General features: G+C 36.4%; 18 protein-coding genes and 1 tRNA gene. 6 read left to right on the top strand and 13 right to left on the bottom strand.

Annotation, left to right across the window (positions count from 1 at the left end; translation table 11 throughout):
- Positions 1-16: 16 nt before the first annotated feature.
- Entirely contained in the window at positions 17-4,804 is a 4,788-nt protein-coding gene (locus OMO38_RS11625) for a translocation/assembly module TamB domain-containing protein (RefSeq protein ID WP_264750342.1), read from the bottom strand.
- Between the two features lie 4 nt (positions 4,805-4,808).
- On the opposite strand from OMO38_RS11625, the gene tsaD reads away from it, so the two are divergent.
- The 3 genes from tsaD (at position 4,809) to OMO38_RS11610 (ending at position 7,126) form a co-directional block, all read left to right on the top strand.
- On the top strand, positions 4,809-5,825 hold the full coding sequence (gene tsaD / locus OMO38_RS11620; protein WP_264750341.1) for a tRNA (adenosine(37)-N6)-threonylcarbamoyltransferase complex transferase subunit TsaD: 1,017 nt from the start codon (positions 4,809-4,811) through the stop codon (positions 5,823-5,825).
- 151 nt (positions 5,826-5,976) lie between these two features.
- On the top strand, positions 5,977-6,387 hold the full coding sequence (locus tag OMO38_RS11615; protein ID WP_264750340.1) for a hypothetical protein: 411 nt from the start codon (positions 5,977-5,979) through the stop codon (positions 6,385-6,387).
- A 40-nt stretch (positions 6,388-6,427) separates the two neighbouring features.
- On the top strand, positions 6,428-7,126 hold the full coding sequence (locus OMO38_RS11610; protein WP_264750339.1) for an RsmE family RNA methyltransferase: 699 nt from the start codon (positions 6,428-6,430) through the stop codon (positions 7,124-7,126).
- 8 nt (positions 7,127-7,134) lie between these two features.
- Here OMO38_RS11610 and OMO38_RS11605 read toward each other — a convergent pair whose 3' ends face one another.
- Positions 7,135-7,806 carry a TrmH family RNA methyltransferase gene (locus OMO38_RS11605; protein ID WP_264750338.1) on the bottom strand — a complete coding sequence of 224 codons (672 nt, stop codon included), beginning with the start codon at positions 7,804-7,806 and terminating at the stop codon, positions 7,135-7,137.
- A gap of 83 nt (positions 7,807-7,889) precedes the next feature.
- Between OMO38_RS11605 and OMO38_RS11600 the strand changes: the two genes are divergently transcribed.
- Both OMO38_RS11600 and OMO38_RS11595 read left to right on the top strand, forming a co-directional pair.
- Positions 7,890-8,906 (top strand): asparaginase, encoded by a 1,017-nt coding sequence (locus OMO38_RS11600; protein WP_264750337.1) that lies wholly within the window; start codon positions 7,890-7,892, stop codon positions 8,904-8,906.
- 58 nt (positions 8,907-8,964) lie between these two features.
- Positions 8,965-9,051: transfer RNA gene (locus tag OMO38_RS11595), tRNA-Ser, on the top strand.
- Positions 9,052-9,422: 371 nt separating this feature from the next.
- Here the strand turns inward: OMO38_RS11595 and OMO38_RS11590 are convergent.
- From OMO38_RS11590 to OMO38_RS11565, 6 genes are all read right to left on the bottom strand, one after another.
- On the bottom strand, positions 9,423-10,118 hold the full coding sequence (locus OMO38_RS11590; RefSeq protein ID WP_264750336.1) for a hypothetical protein: 696 nt from the start codon (positions 10,116-10,118) through the stop codon (positions 9,423-9,425).
- 224 nt (positions 10,119-10,342) lie between these two features.
- The gene (locus OMO38_RS11585) at positions 10,343-10,996 is read right to left on the bottom strand and encodes a hypothetical protein (RefSeq protein ID WP_264750335.1); all 654 of its coding nucleotides are present in this window, start codon (positions 10,994-10,996) and stop codon (positions 10,343-10,345) included.
- Positions 10,997-11,128: 132 nt separating this feature from the next.
- Positions 11,129-12,571: a TolC family protein gene (locus OMO38_RS11580; RefSeq protein WP_264750334.1), complete on the bottom strand. Its 1,443-nt coding sequence runs from the start codon at positions 12,569-12,571 to the stop codon at positions 11,129-11,131.
- A complete protein-coding gene (locus OMO38_RS11575; RefSeq protein WP_264750333.1) occupies positions 12,555-15,752 on the bottom strand; it encodes an efflux RND transporter permease subunit in 3,198 nt (1,065 codons plus the stop codon). The genes OMO38_RS11580 and OMO38_RS11575 overlap by 17 nt, the downstream gene beginning before the upstream one ends.
- A gap of 73 nt (positions 15,753-15,825) precedes the next feature.
- Complete coding sequence (locus OMO38_RS11570) at positions 15,826-16,908, bottom strand: efflux RND transporter periplasmic adaptor subunit (protein WP_406567317.1); 1,083 nt, start codon at positions 16,906-16,908, stop codon at positions 15,826-15,828.
- 145 nt (positions 16,909-17,053) lie between these two features.
- A complete protein-coding gene (locus OMO38_RS11565; protein ID WP_264750331.1) occupies positions 17,054-17,443 on the bottom strand; it encodes a hypothetical protein in 390 nt (129 codons plus the stop codon).
- A 246-nt stretch (positions 17,444-17,689) separates the two neighbouring features.
- Here OMO38_RS11565 and OMO38_RS11560 point away from each other — a divergent pair, with 246 nt between their 5' ends.
- Positions 17,690-18,067 (top strand): hypothetical protein, encoded by a 378-nt coding sequence (locus OMO38_RS11560; RefSeq protein ID WP_264750330.1) that lies wholly within the window; start codon positions 17,690-17,692, stop codon positions 18,065-18,067.
- 16 nt (positions 18,068-18,083) lie between these two features.
- On the opposite strand, the gene OMO38_RS11555 is transcribed toward OMO38_RS11560, so the two are convergent.
- The 5 genes from OMO38_RS11555 to porK form a co-directional block, all read right to left on the bottom strand.
- Positions 18,084-19,133 carry an NAD(P)/FAD-dependent oxidoreductase gene (locus OMO38_RS11555; RefSeq protein ID WP_264750329.1) on the bottom strand — a complete coding sequence of 350 codons (1,050 nt, stop codon included), beginning with the start codon at positions 19,131-19,133 and terminating at the stop codon, positions 18,084-18,086.
- Positions 19,134-19,187: 54 nt separating this feature from the next.
- A complete protein-coding gene (gene porN, locus OMO38_RS11550) occupies positions 19,188-20,126 on the bottom strand; it encodes a type IX secretion system ring subunit PorN/GldN (RefSeq protein ID WP_264750328.1) in 939 nt (312 codons plus the stop codon).
- A gap of 22 nt (positions 20,127-20,148) precedes the next feature.
- Positions 20,149-21,741, bottom strand: coding sequence for a type IX secretion system motor protein PorM/GldM (gene porM / locus OMO38_RS11545; protein ID WP_264750327.1), 1,593 nt, complete (start codon positions 21,739-21,741; stop codon positions 20,149-20,151).
- 40 nt (positions 21,742-21,781) lie between these two features.
- Positions 21,782-22,474, bottom strand: coding sequence for a type IX secretion system motor protein PorL/GldL (porL, locus tag OMO38_RS11540; protein WP_264750326.1), 693 nt, complete (start codon positions 22,472-22,474; stop codon positions 21,782-21,784).
- Between the two features lie 63 nt (positions 22,475-22,537).
- Positions 22,538-23,950, bottom strand: coding sequence for a T9SS ring complex lipoprotein PorK/GldK (porK, locus tag OMO38_RS11535; RefSeq protein WP_264750325.1), 1,413 nt, complete (start codon positions 23,948-23,950; stop codon positions 22,538-22,540).
- Positions 23,951-23,995: the final 45 nt, after the last annotated feature.

Raw genomic sequence — 23,995 nt, 5'->3', positions numbered from 1 at the left:
CATTCAAGGATTCAGATTATTTAACCGTTGATTTTACGGAATCTGTTTTTATTTGATTATTGGCAGGAGTCTGTTTTTTATCTTTTTTCTTCTTTTTGAAGAAAGAATTGAAGCTTTTACTCCATACGATACCGCCACCATACGCCTGATTTGCAGATCCGTTTGTCCCTACAGTTCCTACTCCCATTCCAATATTTGTAGGTTTAGAATACCCTCTTAAGAGAAGCGTTCCGTCATTCTTCTTAGAAATATCATACTCTATAGATCCTTCACCGGAAAGATAATTGGCATCAGTAGCTTCCGTTTTATTCAAAGGAATCCCCAAGCCGGTTTTCACAGTTACTCGTGGAGAAAGATCAAAACTAACACCTGCATTTGCACGGTCTCCGGTATTTGAATACTGGTCACCTTTAACGTAATTCAAATCAATCTGAAATTCACTGCTCATCGTATTAAGAACAGAACCCAACTGTTTCAGAAGCATATTGTATCCTGAAGATTCCGCAACACCTACCGCATCAAAGGCCAAGCCTCCAGTGTTGGTAACATTAAACATATTCAGCAATAAGATAGATCCAAACTGCAAAACATTTTCACCTTCCGTCTGATTGATTTTTGCTGCTAAAGTTTCTTTCACCTGACTGGAAACATCCAACGCCGTAACATTTAAAGCGATTTTTGGATCATTCAGTGTATTGGTAATATTTGCCTGCAATAAGATACTGATGGGCTGCAACTGACCCATATTTAAATATTCGCCGGCATTCGAAACCATTCTCACATAATTTGCAGAAATATCCAGAGCCGGTTTCATTGCGTCACCATCCCAACGTATACTGCTGTTTTTCTGAATTTGGAAAGTTCGGTTAAGAATTGCTTTAGAAACAAAAGTTCCGCTGTCAACCATATAAGATCCGTTCATCGCAATAGCACCCTGTCTTCCCATCTGGAATCTCAAATCATCTGCTACTCCTTTCACGGTAATATTTCCAACATCATCTCCTACCAAGACATTAACTGTCGTTCCTTTGTCAACATCAAGGCTGAAATCAATATTCATATTGGCTCCGGTTCTTTTCTTATCTTCTAAAGTCACCAAACCGTCTTTTCCTTCTTTCAGGAATCTCAGCATTTTAAATTCTTCAACATTAGAAGTAGAGCTTGAGTTAAAAGTAAATGTACTTCCGTTCAGTGCTTTCATATTCGGTGTTGAAAGATTCAGTGCCGAAACCGGTCCGTCAACATACAGGTCTCCCTGACCGTAAACCCTTCCCCAGAATAGATCATACTCCTTCTGAGTGGTGTTCAGCATTAATAGATTATCAGCTCTCATTACTAAGTTGACTCCCATCGATGATAAAGTTTCAAACTGTATCGCTCCGGAGATTGTTCCCTGCGAATTTGTTCTGCCATCGTGAACTCCAATATTATTCAAAATTGCCAAACCTTTAGAAAGTGGAATTACTGTATCGTCAAACGAATAATCTACTCCCGTAAACAGAAGTTTTAAACCAAATTCCTTCAATCCGATATCTCCACTGTAATCCAGGTTTTTCAGAGTTCCGTTAATTTTCAAATCTCCGGTTGCTTTTCCTCTTAAATTTCCAAAGACCGTCTGCACAAACTGTTGGGTGAATGCTAAATCGAACTCACGAAGTTCTGCTGTGAGATCAATCGTAGGCGAAGCTGTATTATTATTGACCGTTCCTGTTAAGTGAAGATTATTATTTCCAATGACTCCTGCCGAAGTTACTTTTACATCGACGTCATACACGTTCAGTGAATATCCATTGACCGCTGAGATGGTAAGATCTCCCATATCATTTCCATTCATCATAATGTCATCAACTGTAAGATCTATTAACGGCTGCAGTGTGCTTTTATCCATTTTAATCTTCACATTACCATTGGCCAAACCTTTGATATCCATAGGATTTCCTCCCGCCTGCATTTCCAGAATTTTTTCAATCGCAAAATCCTGAACCTCGGCATCTACATAAAAATCTTTAGCAGATTTAAATATCGATTCATTGATTAAAAGTGAACTTTTATCAGAGTAAATTTTAAGATTTCTAATTTCAAAATCTTTTGTTTTTTTACGGTAACTGATATAATGATCAAGTTCGGGGCTAGTGTCAATTGACCATTTAACATTATTAAAATTAACTTCTGTAGGTTCAAACCTGAAAATATAATCTCCTGCCGGGTTTGTTGACTGATTAAAGTTTACTGCATAATTCTTCAGATTATCATCAAGTTCGTCTTCCGGACTTCCATGCTTAAAGCTGGTTGCGATTCTGAGAGTTGAGTTGTTCTCATTTTTCCCTGTCAGAAGAATGTCTTTCAGAATATTTTTATTGTATTCTACTCTTTTTATTTTCGCATACAGCTGCTGATCAAGATTTGCAGTATTGATTCTCACCATAACACTGTCTACCAAGGCACTGTCTCTTGTGATATTTTCTCTTTCATTAATTTTATAATCAGGATTTGCATTTGCCAGTGCCATGTCTGCATCGGTGATTTCCTCTTTTTTGGTCATCACATACTTTAAAGATGCTGCATCAAGATTTAAAATTAAATTATTTGAATTTCCATCGTACTCTCCTTCAACCGTAGCACCCTGAGGAAGTTTAAGATCAGGCATAAAATAACTTACCAGTCCCTGCTGAACATCGAAGTTCATCGTAAAATTCTGTCCACGATACAGTTTTCTCGGCGGAGGACCCACTAAGATTTTTCCTAAACCGTTCTCTACCATTCCCGCTAAATCTGCAAGATTGTACCGTCCTGAAATCTTACCATTCACTGCTCCCGGAGCATTGACGTCAATCACCCTGTTTCCAGCCTCTATAAATGTCTTTACTTTAGCATTCGGTATCTGGTACCTTTGTGTAGCCGTTGCAAAATTGATATTGTTTGCTTCCACGTCCAGATTTAAATCATTCAGATCTGTCATCGACATCTGTCCGTTGACCTGACCGCTCACGATCTGACTTCCCGGCTTGTCGGTGAAGTAATTCATATTCAGATGCGTAACATTCGCATCAATATTTGCCGAAATTCTTTTAGTACTGAAATCGATCAGGCCTTTTACAGTTGCTTTTGCCTGTTCATCATTGACGGTAATCAAACCGTTGTATTTCCTGTGATCAAGCAGACCATCCAGATTCAGATTATTGATCTCCTTATTCATAATATCAATACTGGAAATCTGAGATTGCGTCCTGATGCGCATGGTATTGACATCGAAACTCTGACCGTCGATATTAAATTTTCCAGAAATCAAACCGACTGTTTTACTTTTGGTAATCACAGACGTATTTAAGTCTCTTACTTCTGCATAGCCTTTATATTTAGGCATTGTCGTGCTGAAATCTGTAAGCGAAAAATTAGAAATCTTCGCCTGGCCTATTCCGGTCATCAGATTTCCGGATGATACGTAGACCTGTTTTGGAGTCACTTTTACATCTCCGTTATATTTTAATTTTCCGAAATCGTCAGCGAAGTTTTTCATTTTGGTTGAAATGAATTTCGGCATCATGGCTTTCAGATCTTTATATGTGAAATCGGCAGAAAGATTATTGGTTTCAATTAAAAAATTACCTTTCAGTAAGTTGGTAATACTCATTTTCTGAGTGGCGATATTTACCGAAGGATTTCTGATCAGGAAATTATCCAAAGTAAATTTATTTAACGGCCCCGCCATCTTTCCGGAAATATTGAAAGGAACATAATTATCCCAGTTGGTCACAAAATATGAAATGTCATAACCGCTCAACTGGCTTCCCAGCTTCAGATTCATATCCCATTTTACCTTATTGGTAAAATCAGCCCATGAACCTTTATTTAAATTAAATTTAATATCTCCCTGAAGAAGCGAATGATCTGTATTGAAGGTTAAATCTTTCAGAAAAAGATAGTCTTCGGTCATTGAAAAATCCGTTGAGAAAGTGTCTACAAAGTGTGCTTTGCCCCATCTTTCCGTGGTGAATGTAAAATTATTTATCGTTGCTGTGATATTGACACCGTTTACTTTTAATCTTGGAGCAATCAGATTCACATTGGTTGCTGTCAGCCATTTTCCCGGTTCACCAGGAGAGTTCTGATTCACAATCGAAACTTTGGAATCTAAAATTTCTAATCTTGAATTTAACTGGAAAGGAGGTTTTGTAGGATCTTTTTTCTTTCCGCTGTCAAAAAGTTTAGTAAAACGGATGAAGTTTGAAATACTGTCACCTTTATAAGTAATCACTTTAATGTCAGCATCTATGAGCCTTAAACCATTAAAACTTAAAGAATTGTTCTTGCCCACATTTGTTGCCAGAGAAAACCAGTCTGAATTGGCTTTAAATTCTCTCGCTTTGATGAAATCTAAATCTTTATAATCTTTGATTCTCAGACCTTTGATCGTCACATCTCCGAAGAAATCAACCTCTACACTTTCTGTGGACATTTTAGCTTTAAAATCTCTGTTGACGATCTGCAGTGCCTGATCAGCAGCCCATCTTTTAGTCACGGGAAGATTGATGGCTATAAAAACAAAAGCGACAATACCTAAAACGGTCCAGAAAAGAATGAGTAATAATTTCGCCCACCAAGAATAGCTTGTCACATCTTTTGCGGCCTGCTTACCAAATTCCTGAGCGGTATCTATCGGGTGATTAATGGCATCAGAAGCAAGCTCAGAAGCCTCTTTCACAGTCTCCTGAACATTATCAACCGTCTTTTGTACCTGATCACCTAAGTTTTCAGCTACTGATTTTTTATGCTCATTTTCGTTATTATTCTCTAACTTTGCCATTACTATGAGTGACTCTATAATTTTAGGTATCGAATCGTCTTGTGACGATACTTCAGCAGCCATTATCAAAGGAAATTCTATTCTTTCAAATATTGCCGCAAACCAAGAAATCCATAAAGAATATGGAGGCGTGGTTCCTGAGCTTGCGTCACGAGCTCATCAGCAGAATATTATTCCTGTAGTAGAAAAATCCTTAACCAAAGCAAATATACAACAAAATGCAATCTCTGCCATAGGCTTTACCCGTGGCCCCGGACTTTTGGGTTCTCTCCTTGTGGGAACCTCTTTTGCTAAGTCTCTGGCTATGAGTTTAGATGTTCCTTTGATAGAAGTCAATCACCTTCAGGCGCATATTTTGGCGCACTTCATCGACGATGCAAATCCTGTGCCGCCAAAATTCCCTTTTTTGTGTCTTACGGTGAGCGGCGGACATACCATGATTGTTCTGGTAAAGGATTATTTTGACATGGAAATCATAGGCAAAACTACCGATGATGCAGCAGGTGAAGCATTCGATAAAATCGGAAAAATTTTCGACCTAGATTATCCGGCTGGACCCATTATCGACCGGTTGGCAAAAGAAGGAAATCCTGATGCATTTAAATTCAATAAACCTCGATTAGAAAACTACGATTACTCTTTCAGCGGAATTAAAACTTCAGTTTTATATTTCATTCAAAAAGAGGTAAAGAAAAATCCTGACTTCATTAAAGAAAACATGAATGACCTTTGTGCCTCGGTACAGAAATGCATCATTGAAATTTTAATGAATAAACTGGAAAAAGCAGCGAAAGATTTAAATATAAAAGAAGTAGCCATTGCAGGTGGAGTTTCTGCCAATTCAGCATTAAGAAAAGTGATGCAGGATAACCACGAAAGATTAGGCTGGAATATTTACATACCTAAATTTGAATATACGACTGATAATGCGGCAATGATTGCAATGGTTGCACAGTTGAAATTTGAAAGAGGAGAATTTACAGATCTAAGAACAACAGCGACCTCGAAATACGATTTGTAATTTTAGTAGCCAACAAAAGAAAAATTGGATAACAAGATTATTCAAAAGTTGGCAAAATGTAAATGCACAGTCTTTCTTGATTAACAATTAACAGAAATAATTTTCAATTATATTAAAGTTTTAGGCTTTAAAAAACATTAAACATCAACAGATGAAAGTATTATTAGAAGAAAAAGTACTGGGAACACATTCTAAAAAGAACTCAAAATATTACTGGGTTTTAGAAACCATTACCGGAAAAAATGAAGTGACAGAAAAATCTGAGGACGAAGATTATTTAATGGTAAGTTCAGAAATAGGATATGTTCAGAATGTAAAGGAAGAAATTATAGAGAAAATTAATTCAGAAAATGTATTCAGTTTTACTTACGAACCGAAAGAAGGAGATTATTTATCCATCAAAAATAATTTAAGAAAAAACGAATATTTGAATTTGATTTTTATGAATAATAAATGGGTTGAAGAAATCTATATGTGCTCTTACAGAGACTGTGATGGTGATGTTTACACTACCATAAAAACCGGAGTTGCGTTTTTAAGTGATAATGAAATTACGTTTTAAAATCACTCCACTTTCTAATTTTTCTTATTAAAATACAACAATGAAACTTTTTTTTGGAGAAATCAATAACGGAACAGCAATCATTAATGACGAAGAGCAGCAGCACATTGTGAAAGTTCTTCGTATGAAAGATGGCGAGGAAATTCATGTGACAGACGGAAAAGGAAATGTTGCTTCCGGAAAATTAGTGATTGAAGGAAAAAGAGCAGGAATTGAAGTTGTCGAAATTAAAAATGAGACTACAGATTTCAATCCTAAACTACATATTGCGATTGCACCAACGAAAAATATTGACCGGATCGAATTTTTCGTTGAGAAAGCGGTGGAAATGGGAATTTCTGAAATCACAATTCTTCAAACCGAAAAAACAGAGCGTAAAAATCTGAACATTGATAAACTGAGAAAACAGGCAATTGCCGCGTCAAAGCAAAGTTTAAGATTTCATTTTCCCGTCATTAATGATTTGATTAAACTTGCTGATTTCCTGAAAAATGTAGATGCAGAAACCACTTTTGTCGCGCACTGCAATGAAAATTTAGAAAGAATCAATCTCAATGAAATTCCAAAATTAGAAAGCTGTACTTTTCTGATTGGTCCCGAAGGCGATTTTTCAGATAAAGAAATTCTGTTTTTGGCCGAGAAAGGCATTAAAGCAGTTTCATTGGGAAATCAGAGATTGAGAACCGAAACGGCGGGAGTTTTTGTAGCTGCCTGGAATTATAATAAGATGATTTTCTAAGACAGATTTTACGATTGAATACTATTATCTTTTAGATATTTCGCCAAAATCTGCTCCCCACTTCTCATAGAATTCACCGCCCAACGGATTTTCATTTTCAGAAGCTTTTCTTCGTTAAGTTTATAATCAATATCAGATTTCAGCAATTTTTGCTTCAGTTCGTACATACAAAGCGAAGCGGCAACAGAAACATTAAAACTTCGGGTAAAACCGTACATCGGAATCGCCAAAGTTTCATCTGCAAAATCTAAAATCTCCTGAGAAACGCCTTCCATTTCAGTTCCGAAGACAAGAGCAATCGGTTCTGTAATTTCATACTCAGGAAGCATTGTAGCGTTGTTCTCCAAAGAAACGACGACGATTTTATAGCCTTTATCTTTAATTTTTTGGAAAGATTCCATGTTTCTGGGAAGTTTCTCTACTTCAACCCAAGTGTCGGCTCCTTTCGTGACTTTTAGATTGGGTTCGAAATTATTTTCTTCCTGTAAGGCCACTACTTTATGAAAACCACAAGCTTCAACAGACCGTACGATGGCTGCAGCATTTCTGAACTGATAGACATCTTCCAAAACAGGAAGTACAAAATCTGAACTTTCGGGAGCGAAATGTTCAATTTTCTGTAATCTTTCATCCGTTAAAAACTGCTTCAGGTACTCGTAAGTTTTTGCTAAATCTTCCATCTATTTTCTAATCTTTGCAAATTAACGTAATTTTGAAATTCTGAACCTGAAAAGAAACTCAAAACTTTTAATTTAAATTTAAAATGAAGCGAAAAGTCCTTCTGATTTATACCGGTGGAACGATTGGTATGGAAAAAGATTACGAAACCGGAAGTCTCCGCGCCTTTGATTTCGGAAATATTTTTGAGAAAATGCCCGAAATGAAACTCATGGAATGTGAAGTTTTCGTACATCCTTTCGCAAAACCGCTCGATTCATCTGATATGGGACCAGAAGAATGGAGAATTATTGCCAATTATATTTTTGATAATTATAAAAAATACGATGGTTTTTTGATTCTTCACGGAACAGACACGATGTCGTACACCGCTTCAGCATTGAGTTTTATGCTGAAAGGCTTAACAAAACCTGTTATTCTTACCGGTTCACAGCTTCCCATTGGAGACTTGAGGACTGATGCAAAAGAAAATCTTCTGACAAGTCTTTATTATGCAAGCCTTTACGAACAGGATGAAGCGGTCATTCAGGAAGTTGCGATTTATTTTGAGTATAAATTATTAAGAGGAAACCGTACTTTAAAATATTCTGCGGAGTATTTTGACGCATACGCAAGTCCGAACTACCCTATTCTCGGGCAATCGGGAGTGCATCTTAAGATTGACAAAGACAATCTCTTCCGTTGTGATGGCAGAATTGAGTTTCATGTAGACGAGCATATTTCTGAGGACGTTTTGTTCTGGAGAATTTTTCCGGGTATGAAACTGAATCATTTTAAAGAAATTCCAAAAATGAAAGTCCTGATTTTGCAGGTTTTCGGTTCAGGAACGATTTTCAGCAGTGAAAAGACTTTGGAAACCTTGCAACAAATCAGAAGTAACGGAACTGAAATCGTAGTGGTAAGCCAGTGTATTTCTGGCGGAATTTCATTTGGTAAATACGAAAACAGCAACATTTTTGCAAAGATCGGAGCCATCAGCGGAAGAGATATGACGGCAGAATCTGCGATTACGAAAGCCATGCACCTGATCAACAACCCAAACTACAGCGGAAATTTTGCGGATAATTTCTCGAGAAATATTTGTGGTGAAATTAGTGACTAAAGAAAATAAGAATTTGGTAATTCAATAAAATAGCCTATTTTTGCAGTCTTCAAAACATAGAGAGGTGTCCGAGTGGTTGAAGGAGCTACCCTGGAAAGGTAGTATGCGGGTAACTGTATCGAGGGTTCGAATCCCTTCCTCTCTGCAAAAGCGTTGATTTTCAACGCTTTTTTTATTTTAAACATCTTAGACTTTATTGAAAATTCTAAAAAACCTAACAAATCAAGTATTTGTTCAGACATTTTTCCGACATAATATACATCATCATTTTATTAAAAAAACAAAATCCAGATCAATGATCTGGATTTCTGCTTGAAATACACTCCAATAAAATGCATTCCAACAATATAATGATGTATGAATGTTTGGTGTTTAATGAAAGACTTCTAACGTAGTCCGGATTGTAAAGAAATCTTTTTTAAAAATTGGCTGTGCAGAACAAGCATTGGCGAGAATGATATAACACTTCGACCTTGTTCAATATAAATTACAAGCGGGATTAAGCTCCTGAAAAAATCAGTTGCAAATCGTAAGAAAACTGTGCCCTCTCATATGGATTTTCAACATAGCTTCAGATTTCAATTCGCTGTAGATGCTTTGATCAAATGCTTCGATAGCCTTAAGCTTTTGGTCTATAAATTCGGCAATTCTCACCACCGAAAAGTAAAAATTCCTGTACAGAGACATATCGACTGTGCTTCCAAAATGTGGCAGATAGGCTTTTAAGAAAGGTAGCGTTTTCTGATGCTGATCGTAATTCAGGCAATATCCGTTTTTTTCTTTCAGCGTAATGATTTCGAAATGATTGAAATAATCCAGCACGGTTTCATTTTCTTTCATTGAAATCCGACGTTGTTGAAAATACGCATTGATTTTATCGAGAACACATTGCGCATATTCCATCATAGAAATGGTTTTTGCCTCTGAGATCTGATTAAGTTTTGTTTTTGAATGTTCTGAATCCTGGTCAATATTGAATGAGATTCCATAGTTCTCCAATGATGAAAAGTAGCAGTTTTTCACCTGAACGGTTGCATCAGCCTGAAGTTGGTCTGCTGTGAAACTGTAACTTAAATAGGGCTTGTAGAGTGCGACAAGACTTTTAAGAAAATCGGTCTCGCTCGTATTGTGATATTGCTCAAACCAAAGTTCAAGATTGTTGTAATAATTTTTTTCAAATTCTCTGAAACCTAAATAAAACGGGATTTCCATAGCCTTAAGATTTTATACTGCAAAGCTATAGGTGTAATGCGACAAAACTCGACGTGTTTTATTATGGAAATTCAATTATTTGAAAAATAATAAAAAATTTGAAATATTTATTTTCTGCGCTATCATTCCCACGAAGAAATAAATTTTTTAATACACATCAACAAGCGTACATTCAAATCATCCATTTTATTCTTAGATTTTTGAATCTCAGGACATCCTCAGTTTTATTTCAGTTTTATTATCTGTGAATAATCCTTTAGTGAGCCGATATAAAATTTGATTGGATTTCCATTATCATTTTCAATATAAAATCTCAGCTCTTGTTGGTATTCATAGTTTTTATCCTTTTTAAAAATTGACAGCTGCATATTATCTATATTTGAGTCGTAGTATTCGACTAAACTTTCGTTATTTGTAAAACCTAAATTTCGTATCTCTTCTTGCATTGATAAAATAAAATGAGTAGGATTATTTATTATCAACATTGTATCACCAAATTCTAAAAATCTTTCATCAATCTTGTACGCCCCTAAGTTTGAATCAAGAAAACAGTTTTCATTTTCATCAGTTATAGCAGTACAACAAAAAAAATTACCTTGAATTTTAGAATCAAATTTAGATAAAAAACCCTTTTTCAATGGTATCGTTTTAGGACTACTATTTTTTGATAAAATGATTTCTTTTTTATCATTGTAAATTGTTAATGTTGTAAATTGACTTATTTCGATTGAACCTTCAAGTCTATCAAATCTTGCATCTGGTTTTTCGCAATCTTTAAAATATTTCATCGTACTGCAAAAAATTTCACCTTGTTCATACAACTTAGTTATATTTTCAAGGCTTCCTACTTTAATAATTTTTTTAATAAATTCTGACATTAGAGGTGGTTTACCTCTAATATAATCAAATATGACGATTTAAAAAAATTACATTAATATTATAAAAAGCCCGGCTCTGAAAACAGAACCGGACTCACGATTGAAATAATGATATATGAATAAAAAACTAACTTATTTCCAGCCGCCGCCTAAACTTTTGTAAATATCGACAACGGTACTTAACTGTTTCTCTTTGGCTTCAATCAATTCCATTTTTGCATCTAAAGCGTCTCTCTGGTTCAACAAAACTTCCAGATAATCGGCTCTCGAGTTTTTGAAAAGCTGATTGGCAATATCGATGGACTGATCTAAAGCCTGCGTTTCCTGAGACTTTAACTGATAATACTGATCAATATTTTTCACTTTAGACATCAGGTTTGAAATATCAAGATAGGCATTCAGAATGGTTTTGTCGTATTCGTACAAAGCCTGAATCTGTTTTGCATCTGCTGTCTGAAAATTAGCTTTGATCGCACTTTTGTTGATTAGCGGTCCTGCCAATTCTCCAACTAAACTTGTAGCGATTGACTCGGGCAATTTAACCAGATAAGAAGGTTTAAAAGCTTCCAATCCTAAGGTTGCTGAGATTTCCAACGATGGATAAAACTCTTTTCTTGCAGCTTCAACATCCAGTTTAGCTGCTTTTAATTCCAGTTCTGCCTGCTTAATATCCGGACGGTTTGCCAATAACTGAGATGGAATTCCCGTATAAACAGTCTGCGGAATAATCGACATAAAACTTTCCTTCGTTCTCACAATCGGTTGAGGGTAACGTCCACAAAGCGCGTTGATCTGATTTTCCTTTTCGGTAATCTGCTGACGGATCGTGTACTCTGTAGCTTTTGATTTTGCCAGTTCGGCTTCAAATTTTTTCACAGCCAATTCGGTTGCAGCCGCCGCCTGCTTCTGAATTTTAGCAATTTCCAAAGCTCTTGTCTGCAGTTTGATATACTGCTGAATAATATCCAACTGATTATCCAGTGCCAACAATTCATAATAATTATCAGCCACTTCTTCGATCAGATTTGAAAGCACAAAATTCTTACCTTCCACCGTTGAAAGATAGTGGGCAACGGCTGCATCCTTTTCTGTTCTCAGTTTCTTCCAAATGTCTATTTCCCAATTGGCCATTAAGCCACCTTCAAAATTACCCAGCGGATCGGGAATTTCTCTTCCCGGTTCAATTTCAGTGGAGGCATCTCCGGCTCCCTCGCTCGTGTAACGGCCGACTTTACTCACTCCGGCTCCCAGTCCTGCTCTGACCGATGGACTTAATCTACCTTTTTTGGCAACGATTCCGCTTTTTGCGATCTCTATTTCCTGAAGCGTAATCATTAGCTCCTGATTGTTTTTCAGAGAGGTTTCGATTAAACTTACCAAATTAGGATCTGTGAAAAACTGTCTCCAGGGCGTAGTTCCGCTGTTGGTATTTTCGTCCTGCTGTTCGTTTTGATTAAAATTTTCAGGAATATTATTTTTTACTTCGTCCTGAATAACGGTTGCCATTGGCGCTTTACAACTTGCTAAAACAAGCGATAAGGCGATGGCTGCTATATATTTACTGTAAATCTTCATGTTTATCATCGTGTTGGTAAGGTTCTGTTTGTTCGGTTAACGGATTTTCTTCTTCATATTTTGCCAGTCGGGATTTATCGGCAATGGTTCCGAAAATGTAATACAGTCCGGGAATAATCATCAATCCGAAAACGGTTCCCAAAAGCATTCCTCCTGCTGCAGCGGTACCAATCGTTCTGTTCCCCACCGCTCCCGGTCCGGTTGCCATTACCAAAGGAATTAATCCGGCAATAAATGCAAATGAAGTCATCAGAATCGGTCTGAAACGGATTGCTGCTCCTTCAATGGCTGCCTGTGCGACAGGAATTCCTTCTTCTGCTTTTTTCTGAACGGCAAATTCGATGATCAATACAGCATTTTTACCTAAAAGTCCGATCAGCATGACCATCGCAACCTGGGCGTATATATTGTTTTCCAATCCTAATAATTTAAGGCATAAAAACGCTCCGAAAATACCGGTAGGCAGTGAAAGAATCACTGGTAGAGGAAGAATAAAGCTTTCATACTGCGCCGAAAGAATTAAATAAACAAATCCTAAGCAGATCAGGAAGATGTAGACAGCTTCGTTTCCACGGCCCACTTCATCTTTGGAAATTCCTGCCCAGTCGATTCCGAAGCCTCTTGGTAATGTTTTATCGGCAACTTCCTGAATGGCTTTGATTGCCTGTCCGGAACTGTATCCCGGAGCCGGAGTTCCGCTCACCTCAGAAGAATTGTACATATTGTGTCTCGTGATTTCGGAAAGACCATATACTTTTTCCAGATGCATAAAATCGGAATACGGAACCATCTGGTCTTTATCGTTTTTCACATATAATTTCAACAAATCACTTGGCAATGCTCGATACTGCGGACCTGCCTGAACAATCACCTTGTAGGGTCTGTCGAAACGGATAAAACTGGTTTCGTAGTTCGAGCCGATTAAGGTAGAAAGATTATCCATCGCTTTCTCGATACTCACACCTTTCTGCTCGGCCAGATCATTATCTATTTTAAGCATATACTGAGGGAAACTTGCAGAATAGAAAGTGAACGCAGAACCTAATTCCGGACGTTTTTTTAATTCCTTCACAAAATCAGTACTCACCTGCTCCATTTTCTGGTAATCGCCGCTTCCTGCTTTATCTAAAAGTCTCAATTCAAATCCACCTGCAGCTCCATACCCAGGAATTGACGGAGGTTGGAAGAATTCAATATTGGCTCCCGGAATATTTTTGGCTTTTTCTTCAAGCTTTTCAATGATTTCCGCGGCAGATTCTGAACGGTCTTCCCAACTTTTAAGGTTAATCAAACATGTTCCTGAGTTTGAACCCGTTCCTTCCGTCAGAATTTCGTAGCCGGCCAGTGAAGAAACAGACTGTACTCCATCGATATCTTCAGATTCTTTCAACAGTTCTTTCGCAATCTGATTGGTTCTTTCTAACGTTGAACCAGGTGGTGTCTGAATAATTGCATAGATCATCCCCTGATCTTCACCCGGAATAAATCCTGAAGGCAATGAATTGCTTAAAAAGTAAGTACACGCACAGAAAATCAATAACAAAGGAAGTGTGATGAACTTTTTAGTGACGGTTTTCTTCAGTAAGTTCTCATATTTCCCGGCACCTTTAGTAAATACGTTATTGAATTTATCTAAAAGAATCGTGACAGGACCTTTCTTCTTCGCTTTTCCGTGATTATTTTTTAAAATTAAAGCACATAAAGCCGGAGTTAAAGTCAATGCCACAACTCCAGACAGAATAATGGATGATGCCATTGTAATCGAAAACTGACGGTAGAAAACTCCAACCGGACCCGACATAAATGCCACGGGAATAAATACAGCCGCCATTACCAACGTAATCGCGATAATCGCACCGCTGATTTCATGCATTGCTTCTTCAGTCGCCTTTAATGCCGAAAGCCCTTTCTCTTCCATCTTGGCGTGAACGGCTTCAATCACCACAATTGCATCATCGACGACGACTCCGATGGCCATGACTAATGCAAAAAGCGAAATCATATTTAAAGTAATTCCAAATGCGGACATCACCGCGAAAGTTCCTACCAGTGAAACCGGAACTGCAATCGCAGGGATCAACGTAGAACGCCAGTCTCCCAAGAATAAAAACACCACTATCGCTACCAGAATAAAGGCTTCAAACAAAGTATGAACTACCTTTTCAATCGAGGCATCCAGGAATCTTGAAACATCATAACTAATGTCATAATGCATTCCTTTCGGGAAATTGGTTTTCTCAAGATCAGCCATTAAGGTTTTCACATTTTTGATAACGTCACTTGCGTTGGATCCGTAAGACTGTTTTACTGTAATTGCGGCAGACGGTTTTCCGTTTAATGTAGAATAAATATCGTACATCGACGACCCAAATTCTATATCGGCAACATCTTTTAATCTTAAAAATTCTCCTGCCGATTTAGCTTTAAGAATAATATTTCCGTAGTCTTTTTCATTATTAAAACGTCCCGGATATTTTAAGATATACTCGAATGACTGAGAACGTTTCCCGGAACTTTCCCCGGTTTTTCCAGGCGATGCTTCTAGACTTTGTTCGTTAAGAGCTTCCATTACTTCATCTGCTGAAATATTATAAGCTGTTAAACGGTCGGGTTTTAACCAAATACGCATTGCATATTCACGAGTTCCCAAAATATCGGCAAAACCAACTCCGCTCACCCTTCTCAGTTCAGACATTACGTTAATATCTGCGTAATTGAAAAGAAATTTCTGGTCGGCTTTAGGATCGTCACTGTACAGGTTAATATACATCAGCATATTCGGTTCTTCACGGGTAATTTTTACCCCTTCACGTACAACTAAAGGTGGAAGTTTATTTACTGCAGATGAAACACGGTTCTGAACATTTACTGCAGCAACATTGGGATCAGTCCCCAAATCAAAAACTACCTGAATGGAAGTCTCTCCATCATTCCCGGCATCCGAAGTCATGTATTTCATTCCGGGAACACCATTTAATGAGCGCTCTAAAGGAATGACTACTGCTTTGACCAACAATTCGTTGTTGGCTCCCGGATAAGTAGCCGTGATATTAACTTTGGGTGGAGAAATCGCAGGAAACTGAGTGATTGGAAGTTTCATTAAAGATAAAACTCCCATAAAAACAATAATCAGCGAGATTACAATTGACAGAACAGGTCTGCGAATGAATTTTTTAAACATACAATAATTATAAATTATTAATGATGAATTTTGAATGATAGATCAATGATCTCTTATCAATTATCATGTACTATTATTCTGCTTTTAATTTTAAATTCTGAAGAACTTTTTTCGGATCCTGAAATTTCACTTTCACTTTCTGATCGTCTTTTACTTTCTGAACGCCTTCTAACAGTATTTTTTCATTTGGAGAAATTCCGGAAGAAACAACATAGATATCGGGAAGCTCATAAGAAACTTTAATGTTTTTAGATTTAGCAACGCCGTTTTGATCAATCACAAAAACATATTTCTGATCCTGAATTTCATAGGTTGCCTTCTGTGGAATGATCAAAGCATTTTTTAGTGGTAAAGTCATTCTGACCTTTCCTGTTTCACCATTTCGCAAAAGCTTTTCAGGATTTGGGAATTTAGCTCTGAAAGCAATGTTACCTGTTTCATTGTCAAACTGACCTTCGATAGTTTGAATTTCTCCCTGCTGATTAAACATCTCGCCATTAGCCATCATTAAACTTACATTTTGGCTTCCGCGATCTGCGACATGAGTCTGATAATTTAGATATTCCGGTTCTGAAACATTGAAATAGCTGTAGATATTAGTGTTATCTGAAAGTGTTGTTAAAAGATCACCTTCATCAACCAGACTTCCCAACTTCAATGGAATTCTGTCGATCACTCCGGAGAATGGAGCTTTAATATCTGTGAAGGAAAGATGGATTTGCGCTAATTTCATCTCTGCATTGGCAGCATCCAACTTCGCTTTCGCCATTAATCTTTCATTTTTTGAAACAATATTATTGCTGGCAAGCGTACTTGCATTTTTCAGTTCAATAGAAGCCTGTTCTACCTCTGCTCTGGCTTTCAGCAACTCTGCCTGATAAATCTGCGGCATAATTCTGAACAGTGTTTGTCCGGCTCTTACATATTGACCTTCATCAACATATATTTTCTCGAGGAAACCTTTCTCCTGAGCTCGAACTTCGATGTTTTTCACCGACTGAATCTGAGCGACAAAATCTTTGTTAATAATCGTATCCATTTTTACAGGTGATGTCACCGGATACACTGAATCTTCTTGTTTTTCTTCCTTTTTTTCGTTGCAGCTTGCAAGTAAAAGTGTAGCGCCTAAGATAACGCCTGAGACAACTCTTTTCATCATAATCGAGAGTATTATTAAAATCGTTAAAAGTTTAGTTTGAATAAAAAATTCGGGAATATCTACATTGTGAAATCAGAATAAACACAATGCAAAGCTTTTCATTCCCGGTTTGGGAACAAAAAATAGTAGCTACAATGAAATTTTAGATTCTGATAGAACGGATCAGAATAAACGTTTTTACAGATTTGTAATGCTGTAAAAATTCAGAAATAGAAGGTTTAACCCTTTTCTTAAATAATAGACCAAATGAATAGATCAACCCGAAAACACTTGCGAAGACAACGATTGCCTGCATAGTATCCGATAACTGAAAATCATCCTCGGCCAATTCCAAAGAAAAGTTATCATTGCTGTCGGATGACTGTTGTAGCGAGACTTTCTGTACGGAATGATTCGATTGATCCGGCTTTTCAGGATAGTTGTGAGAAATATGACCAGAAAAGTCATTGTATAAAGTTTTGACATTAAGCTTGCTCTCTACTACGAATAGCAAAAAAAGGCTGGTCAAAAAGTATACGATGTAGTTTCTCATTTGAAGTGGCAAAGGTAAGTGTAGATTTTAATAGTCAATTCACTATTAACAAAATTTAACTCTTCTTGAATTCAGCTGAAAAAGCGTATGACAGAAGCAGAAATTACATTTAACATAAAATTATCATCCCAAACCACTAGTAAAAATGTTTAAATTATTAAAAATTAACATATTTTAAAGAAAAATAATTGTAATTTTACCGCACCATCACAACATACATGAAAATTTTTAAAATCACAATTCAAAATGAAAAAGTTAGTTCTCGGATTTTTTATAATCCTCTCGTTTACAGCGTGTAAACACTCTTCAAAAGACCTTGATGTCACCATGGCAGCTTCAGTACCGGAATCTCAGGATGAAATTACGAAAGAAACTGTTTCAGATCGTCACGGCGATGAAATGGAAATTATTATGAATAATACCAAAGATATTGTCACTGTGCATCTAAATGGTAGAACTTACGAGTTGAAAAAAAATCATGAAACAGCAGGTTTTTCAACTGAAGACAATAAATATCTGTTTACGAATACCAAGACAGAAGTTACATTTCTTCAAAAAGATGTGGATATGGTTTTATTTCACGGGAAAAAAAATCAGGCTGACACAAAGATGGCCTCACAATAACAAAAAAGACGCTTCACTAAGCGTCTTTTTTGTTGGGAAATCTTTCTAGAGAAATTTCTTTAGGCAGATCCTTATTATTTTCAATATGGTCATATAAACTTTTGGAGAAATAACAACCGTTGAGAATTCCCCGAGCACCTAAACCATTAAAAACATATAAATCGGCATGTACAGGATGCCTTCCTACAATTGGCCTCCGATCCTTGACGGTAGGCCTGAAACCAAAATGAACTTCTTCTATGTCAAAATCTAAAGGGTAAAACTCAGACAAACCATTCCTTAGTTGTTCAATGGCAGACTCATCAATATGCTCATGAAGCTGTTCTCTATCATAAGTTCCACCATAAAAATACATTCCATTATTTAATGGAAATAAAAAATGTTTCTTTTTGATGGTCAAATTTTCAGGAATTGGCTGAGAAAGTTTCACTCTAATATGATGACCTTTATTTGGAATCACCGGAATATCTGAAAAGTAGGGGTTATTCTTAACTCCCATTCCCTCACAGAAAACTATATTTTTAAACCTGTAATCGTGATAGGTCGATTCTGCAACATTTAATTCGTGATAATTAAATTTTTCACTGATCAGTCGGGAATTAGTTTGGTGAAACGTTAAGAGATCATTAAAAAAGCCTTGAACATTTAATCTCGCTGACTGTTTTACTATTCCTGTATTAAAATCATTTTTAACTACCTCTAAGTGTTCGAAATTTTTATCTAAAAATCCTTCGAGTTCTTCACTTTGCGATTTTTTAAGCCACGATTTCTGCTCATTCTCATCATGAAAAATTCTGTGAATGGATGCTTTAATCAAATAGTTTACACCTGTATATTCTTCTATTTCATCAAGAGAAGTTTTAAGAAAATCTAACTGCTCCTGTGCCAGCCAGAATGTAGTGAATTTCTTAAGAACCACGGGGTTTACAATTCCTGCAGATATTTGTGATGCACTTTTCCTGCCTTCAGAAAAAATAACAAATGACTTCTTATTTCTGGTAAGTTGGTGGGCAAAAAATAAGGCTGCATACCCATCGCCTACTATAATATAATCTACATTTTTCATAATAAAAAAACCTGAGTAAAAGTACTCAGGTTTTTTATAAATATCAAGTGAAATTTAGTAATTCCACATATCATTCTCCATTTGAAGAATCTGTTCTTTGATTTTGTCGCTTTCCTGCAACTGCTCTTCAGCATTTCTAGGGATATAGTCTTTGATAACTCCATCACCTAAACCATTTGAAGACTTATAGATTACAGAAGAGAATCTTCTAGCATTGATGATATCGTCAAAAGATAAATCTGCAGATGAGTTTTTTCTATTGAAAACATAATTATTTGCTAAGATATCTCTGGCTTTTGGATAGTATACCCAAAATAGATCTACTAATTCATCAGCGCCAGCTAAAGGTTGCCCGTCTGGACCAACTCTTCCGATTGAAGTTGGATCTGGACCCATTGCAGCAATACCAAGTGGTCTATATTTCATTTGACCATCTCTCTTATCAATGAACCACATTCCCATTATTTTAAGAACTTTAACTTTCTCAGTTGTAGTTTTAATATAATCTGTGTATTGTTGCTTTTCAGCCTCAGTCAATGGTCTACCAGAGTTGATAATTTCGATTGCTTCATCATCTAATCTTACACTTTCTAATTTTTTCTGAATTCCTTCAGGACTCAATTTTGTAGTGAAGTTCTCGTCATCATATACTTCATCGATCTGCTGATTTAGTGCAGCATCTAATAAAATTTGATATAATGATCTTGTATTTTTAGATAATAAACCATTTGGATTATCATAGTAGAATGGTTGATTGATCTTATCGTTCATATCGATAATTTCCCAAACCATCATACTCTTCAGGATATCTTTATCATCTACGAAACCGTACTCAAGTGGTTTTACTTTATTGCTAATAACAGTATCTCCCACTTTTCTCATGTTTTCAGCTCTCATCTGTCTGAATTCTTCTGGGGAAGAAGCATTTAGAATCGTTTGGGAAAATGCAAACCCAGAAGCTAAAACTAAAAGACTGCTAATATATTTTTTCATATTATGAATTTACAAATTAATCTTATTGAACATTGATTACAACAGGTGAAATTTCTTTCAATCTTTGATTTCCAAGACCTGTAGCAGTTGCTTGAATATCATAAATATACACTACATCACCAGGTCTTAAGTTTCTTGTTAGTCCTTCAGCCGCAGACAATGAACTACCTTGAATCATTGTACCCGCTCTACCTGGAAGTTTCAGAATAAAGCTATTAACTGTAAATGAAACTGGGAAGTCAAAATCTGGTAAAGCTGCTGTAACAATCTGATTTTTGATTGACTCTGCAGGCATACTATTAACAGCTTTTGATCTAATTTGACCCTGTGGTCTAGGAATACCTTTAATTCTATATTCAAATACCTGAGAAACTCTACTTCCTGTTGGGTCAACACCTGAAAGTGTTAACTGTACCGTATTACCTGTTGAAGGAGTTACATTCCACTTACCTTTTCCAGTATTTTTAACAACTGCACCAGGAGCAGATAAAGACAATTGAGAATTATCCGCGCCAAGAATAGATCCTGTCACTGGATTTTCTAATCCTCTATACATTACGTTCATCTTATCCGCAGAAAGCAATAGACCTTTCTCAAGTTTTACCTGTTGAGGACCAGCAATTACATTATAGGTATGTGTGAAAGGGAATTGCTGAGCTTTTCCTGTAGCATCTGTTAATGTAATAACACCACCAATTTTCTTCTCACCAAGACCTCCGGTATTTAAAGGAAGATATCCTTTACCGTTCTCCTGTCTGCTTACACCACTGATGCTGATTTTATTACTGTTAGAATAAGTTCCTAACATAATAACTGCTTCAGCTTTTTTACCAGACTGAATGTCTGAAGGTGCAGAAACAATTGCTTCATACTGATTAAACTTAATGCTTGCATCAACTTTCTCCTGAAGCATTAATGCTAATGCATCAGACTGTACATTTCTTGCATCGTTCTGAATAATCTCTAAGTTTGAAATTGCAGCGATAAGCGGCTGGTGATAGAATTTATTCTGAAACCAAGTTTTTCCATTTGGAGATTTACCCTGTGGATACTCCGCAACGATAGATCTGTTTGCTCTGTCAACTAATTTCAATAACTGTGGGTTATTTCCAAAAGTAGAAACAATATAAGCTCTGACATCATCCATTTTCTTTTTAAGCTCTAAAGCTTTTGGAGAAGGACTATTTTCGTCACCCTCCTTAAAGAAATATTCTGTAGTTGCCTCGTTATTGTTCAGTGCAGAAAAATTCTCACTGACATCCATATCTTTTCCAGTCTTAGGATCTTTGTCAAAAAATTCAGAATTCTTCTTCAAAATTCCCTTAATTTCTTCAGCAGAACCTACTAAACCGTCAATTTTACCTTTCAAAACTTTATATTGTTCCCAAGGTTGAGCATAAGTATCAGGAACCTGTTGAGCTTTTGCTTCTAAGGTTACTTCGAAAATATCCTGATTTTTATCTTCAGTTAAATGTCTTGTTTCATTTAATGCTCTAGTAGAATCATAATATGATCTGATAATTTCAACATCAATGTTTAGGGCCATCATTGCGATGAACACCAAATACATTAGGTTGATCATCTTCTGACGTGGAGTCTGTTTTCCTTTTGCCATTCTCTTTTCTTTAGTTTTTTATTAAATTAATGGTTCGGGATTATGACTTCATTGCAGTTAACATACCACCGTAAACTCTGTTTAAGCTGTTTAAGTTGGTAGTTAAACCTTGTAATTCTTGATTAAATTTCTCAGAATGCTCTGCAGATTTCTGCATATCAGCTACATACTTCTTAGCGAATTCAGATTGTCTCTGACCGCTTTCTAACTGCATTGCGTATAAAGCGTTCATGCTTTCCATGTGTTGAGCAGCTTTGTTTAACTGATCGTTGTATTTATGAGTAGAAGCAGAAACATCAACAGTTTGGTTGATTTGATCTACTGAACTTGAAAACTTATCGATTCCTGTTCTTAATCTGTCGAATAACTGTACATCAAGTTTAGCGTCCTGAAGCATCTTATCTAATTTACTAGATAAAGAATTTTCTAATTCTGCAAAATGATCAACTGTATTTCTAGAAGAAACATTAGAATGTAATGGGTTTGGGTTTGCATGTTTGTCTAATAATTCAGGATAAACATTTTCCCAGTGGTAAGACTCTTCAGCTGCTGGAGGGTCAAAAGCGAAAATAATAAAGATAATTGCCTCTGTAACAAGCCCTACTGTAAGTGCGATGTTACCGTTAATTGGGCCAAATGAAATGTGAGTAATTTTTAGCCAAGCTCCAAGAATTACAATTGCAGCACCGAATGAATAGAAGAAATTCATCCAAGCATCTTTAGTCTTAAACATATAAGTTAGTTTTTTTTAATGTTAAATAAAATTGTTTCTGAAAATAATTATTTGAATAAATTCTTATCTGTTAATTCTTTTTGCTTTAACAGCAGCTTCAGGGATATCCTGTACTGTTCTGAATCCGATGTAACTTCTTGCAGAGTCTTTCATTTCGAAATCTCTAGCACCAGTCATCAACATATATCCAACATCTTTCCAAGAACCACCTCTCACAGATCTTTTGGTATCTACGTTATCCTTAGTAGAAGGATTTAAAGTAGAAGAGAAACCATATGATGAATTGTTGTATGCAGATGCTGTCCACTCAGAAACGTTTCCTGCCATATCAAACAATCCGAAACTGTTTTTCTTGAATTTTTTAACGGGAGCTGTATAAGTATAAGTACCTAATTTTTCATCTTCCATATAATTTCCTCTTTTTGGCTTAAAGTTTGCAAGATAACAACCTCTGTCGTCCATCAAATAAGGTCCACCCCAAGGATAAGTAGCATTTTGCTTTCCTCCTCTTGCAGCATATTCCCACTCTAGTTCAGTCGGAAGACGGAATGTTAATGGTCTTTGTTTCTTTCTCTTCATGCTTTCATTGTAATCAGTCTTTAATTTAGATCTGAAATTACAATATGCTCTAGCCTGATCCCAAGTAACTCCTACCACAGGATAGTCTTTGTAAGCTTTGTGCCAGAAATATTGTTCAAACAATGGCTCGTTATAAGTAAAGTGGAAATCTTTTACCCAAACTGTAGTATCAGGATAAATTGCGATGCTTTCACTTCTAAGGTAGTTTACACCTCTTTCGTTTTCAGCAAGGGCAACATCCATATCTCCCCACTTATAATTATATTTTAATTTACTAACGTCAAGAAGTCTTTCGCTACCAACTCTAGAAGAAGCCGGTAAATACATAGATTCTAAAACTTCAGCATATTCAACATCAGGATATTTAGAGGTATTCCAGTGTAATGGAATTTTCCAGTCTAATTTTTTAGTATCATCAAAGCCGTCTCTTCCACCTGCACCTTCAAGATATTCTTGGTATGCAGTAAGATTCTCTTCTTTTTTTGCAAGGTAAGCATAGTCTCCGATGCCTGTACCTCTACCACCACCTTCACCACCTTCTCCGGCAGCTTCAGCTAGCATAGTTCTTGCAATAGAGTCTCTAACGTAGTTAATGAACACCCTGTACTCTGCATTAGTAGTTTCAGCCTCATCCATAAAGAAAGATGAAACAGTTACAGTTTTCAATGCTGCTTTTTCAGGGCTGTCTGTGAAATCCACATCAGCTAAACCTGCAACGAAAGAACCACCAGGAATGGCAACCATACCATACGGTCTTTCTGCAACAAATGATTTTGTTTTTTCTCTAGGTATCAATTCCCCTTTTGTTCCTGGCTTCCCTACAGAAGAAGATCCACCACCTGAACAAGATACCGATGCTACCGACGCAGACAATAATAAAAGAAATATCCTTTTCATGTTAATTTTTATAATTAAGCCGTAAATATATAATTTTTTTAAGAA

It is taken from the genome of Chryseobacterium kimseyorum (genome assembly GCF_025971945.1).
Lineage (GTDB): Bacteria > Bacteroidota > Bacteroidia > Flavobacteriales > Weeksellaceae > Chryseobacterium > Chryseobacterium kimseyorum.
This window is presented reverse-complemented; position numbering and strand designations above follow the sequence as displayed.

Coding starts and splice junctions, on each gene's coding strand:
- porN (WP_264750328.1), bottom strand. CDS start 20,126: ATGAAAAAATATATTAGCAGTCTTTTAGTTTTAGCTTCTGGGTTTGCA.
- porM (WP_264750327.1), bottom strand. CDS start 21,741: ATGGCAAAAGGAAAACAGACTCCACGTCAGAAGATGATCAACCTAATG.
- OMO38_RS11610 (WP_264750339.1), top strand. CDS start 6,428: ATGAAACTTTTTTTTGGAGAAATCAATAACGGAACAGCAATCATTAAT.
- OMO38_RS11605 (WP_264750338.1), bottom strand. CDS start 7,806: ATGGAAGATTTAGCAAAAACTTACGAGTACCTGAAGCAGTTTTTAACG.
- porK (WP_264750325.1), bottom strand. CDS start 23,950: ATGAAAAGGATATTTCTTTTATTATTGTCTGCGTCGGTAGCATCGGTA.
- OMO38_RS11580 (WP_264750334.1), bottom strand. CDS start 12,571: ATGAAGATTTACAGTAAATATATAGCAGCCATCGCCTTATCGCTTGTT.
- OMO38_RS11575 (WP_264750333.1), bottom strand. CDS start 15,752: ATGTTTAAAAAATTCATTCGCAGACCTGTTCTGTCAATTGTAATCTCG.
- OMO38_RS11600 (WP_264750337.1), top strand. CDS start 7,890: ATGAAGCGAAAAGTCCTTCTGATTTATACCGGTGGAACGATTGGTATG.
- OMO38_RS11560 (WP_264750330.1), top strand. CDS start 17,690: ATGAAAAAGTTAGTTCTCGGATTTTTTATAATCCTCTCGTTTACAGCG.
- OMO38_RS11615 (WP_264750340.1), top strand. CDS start 5,977: ATGAAAGTATTATTAGAAGAAAAAGTACTGGGAACACATTCTAAAAAG.
- OMO38_RS11625 (WP_264750342.1), bottom strand. CDS start 4,804: ATGGCAAAGTTAGAGAATAATAACGAAAATGAGCATAAAAAATCAGTA.
- OMO38_RS11590 (WP_264750336.1), bottom strand. CDS start 10,118: ATGGAAATCCCGTTTTATTTAGGTTTCAGAGAATTTGAAAAAAATTAT.
- tsaD (WP_264750341.1), top strand. CDS start 4,809: ATGAGTGACTCTATAATTTTAGGTATCGAATCGTCTTGTGACGATACT.
- OMO38_RS11565 (WP_264750331.1), bottom strand. CDS start 17,443: ATGAGAAACTACATCGTATACTTTTTGACCAGCCTTTTTTTGCTATTC.
- OMO38_RS11555 (WP_264750329.1), bottom strand. CDS start 19,133: ATGAAAAATGTAGATTATATTATAGTAGGCGATGGGTATGCAGCCTTA.
- OMO38_RS11585 (WP_264750335.1), bottom strand. CDS start 10,996: ATGTCAGAATTTATTAAAAAAATTATTAAAGTAGGAAGCCTTGAAAAT.
- porL (WP_264750326.1), bottom strand. CDS start 22,474: ATGTTTAAGACTAAAGATGCTTGGATGAATTTCTTCTATTCATTCGGT.
- OMO38_RS11570 (WP_406567317.1), bottom strand. CDS start 16,908: ATGAAAAGAGTTGTCTCAGGCGTTATCTTAGGCGCTACACTTTTACTT.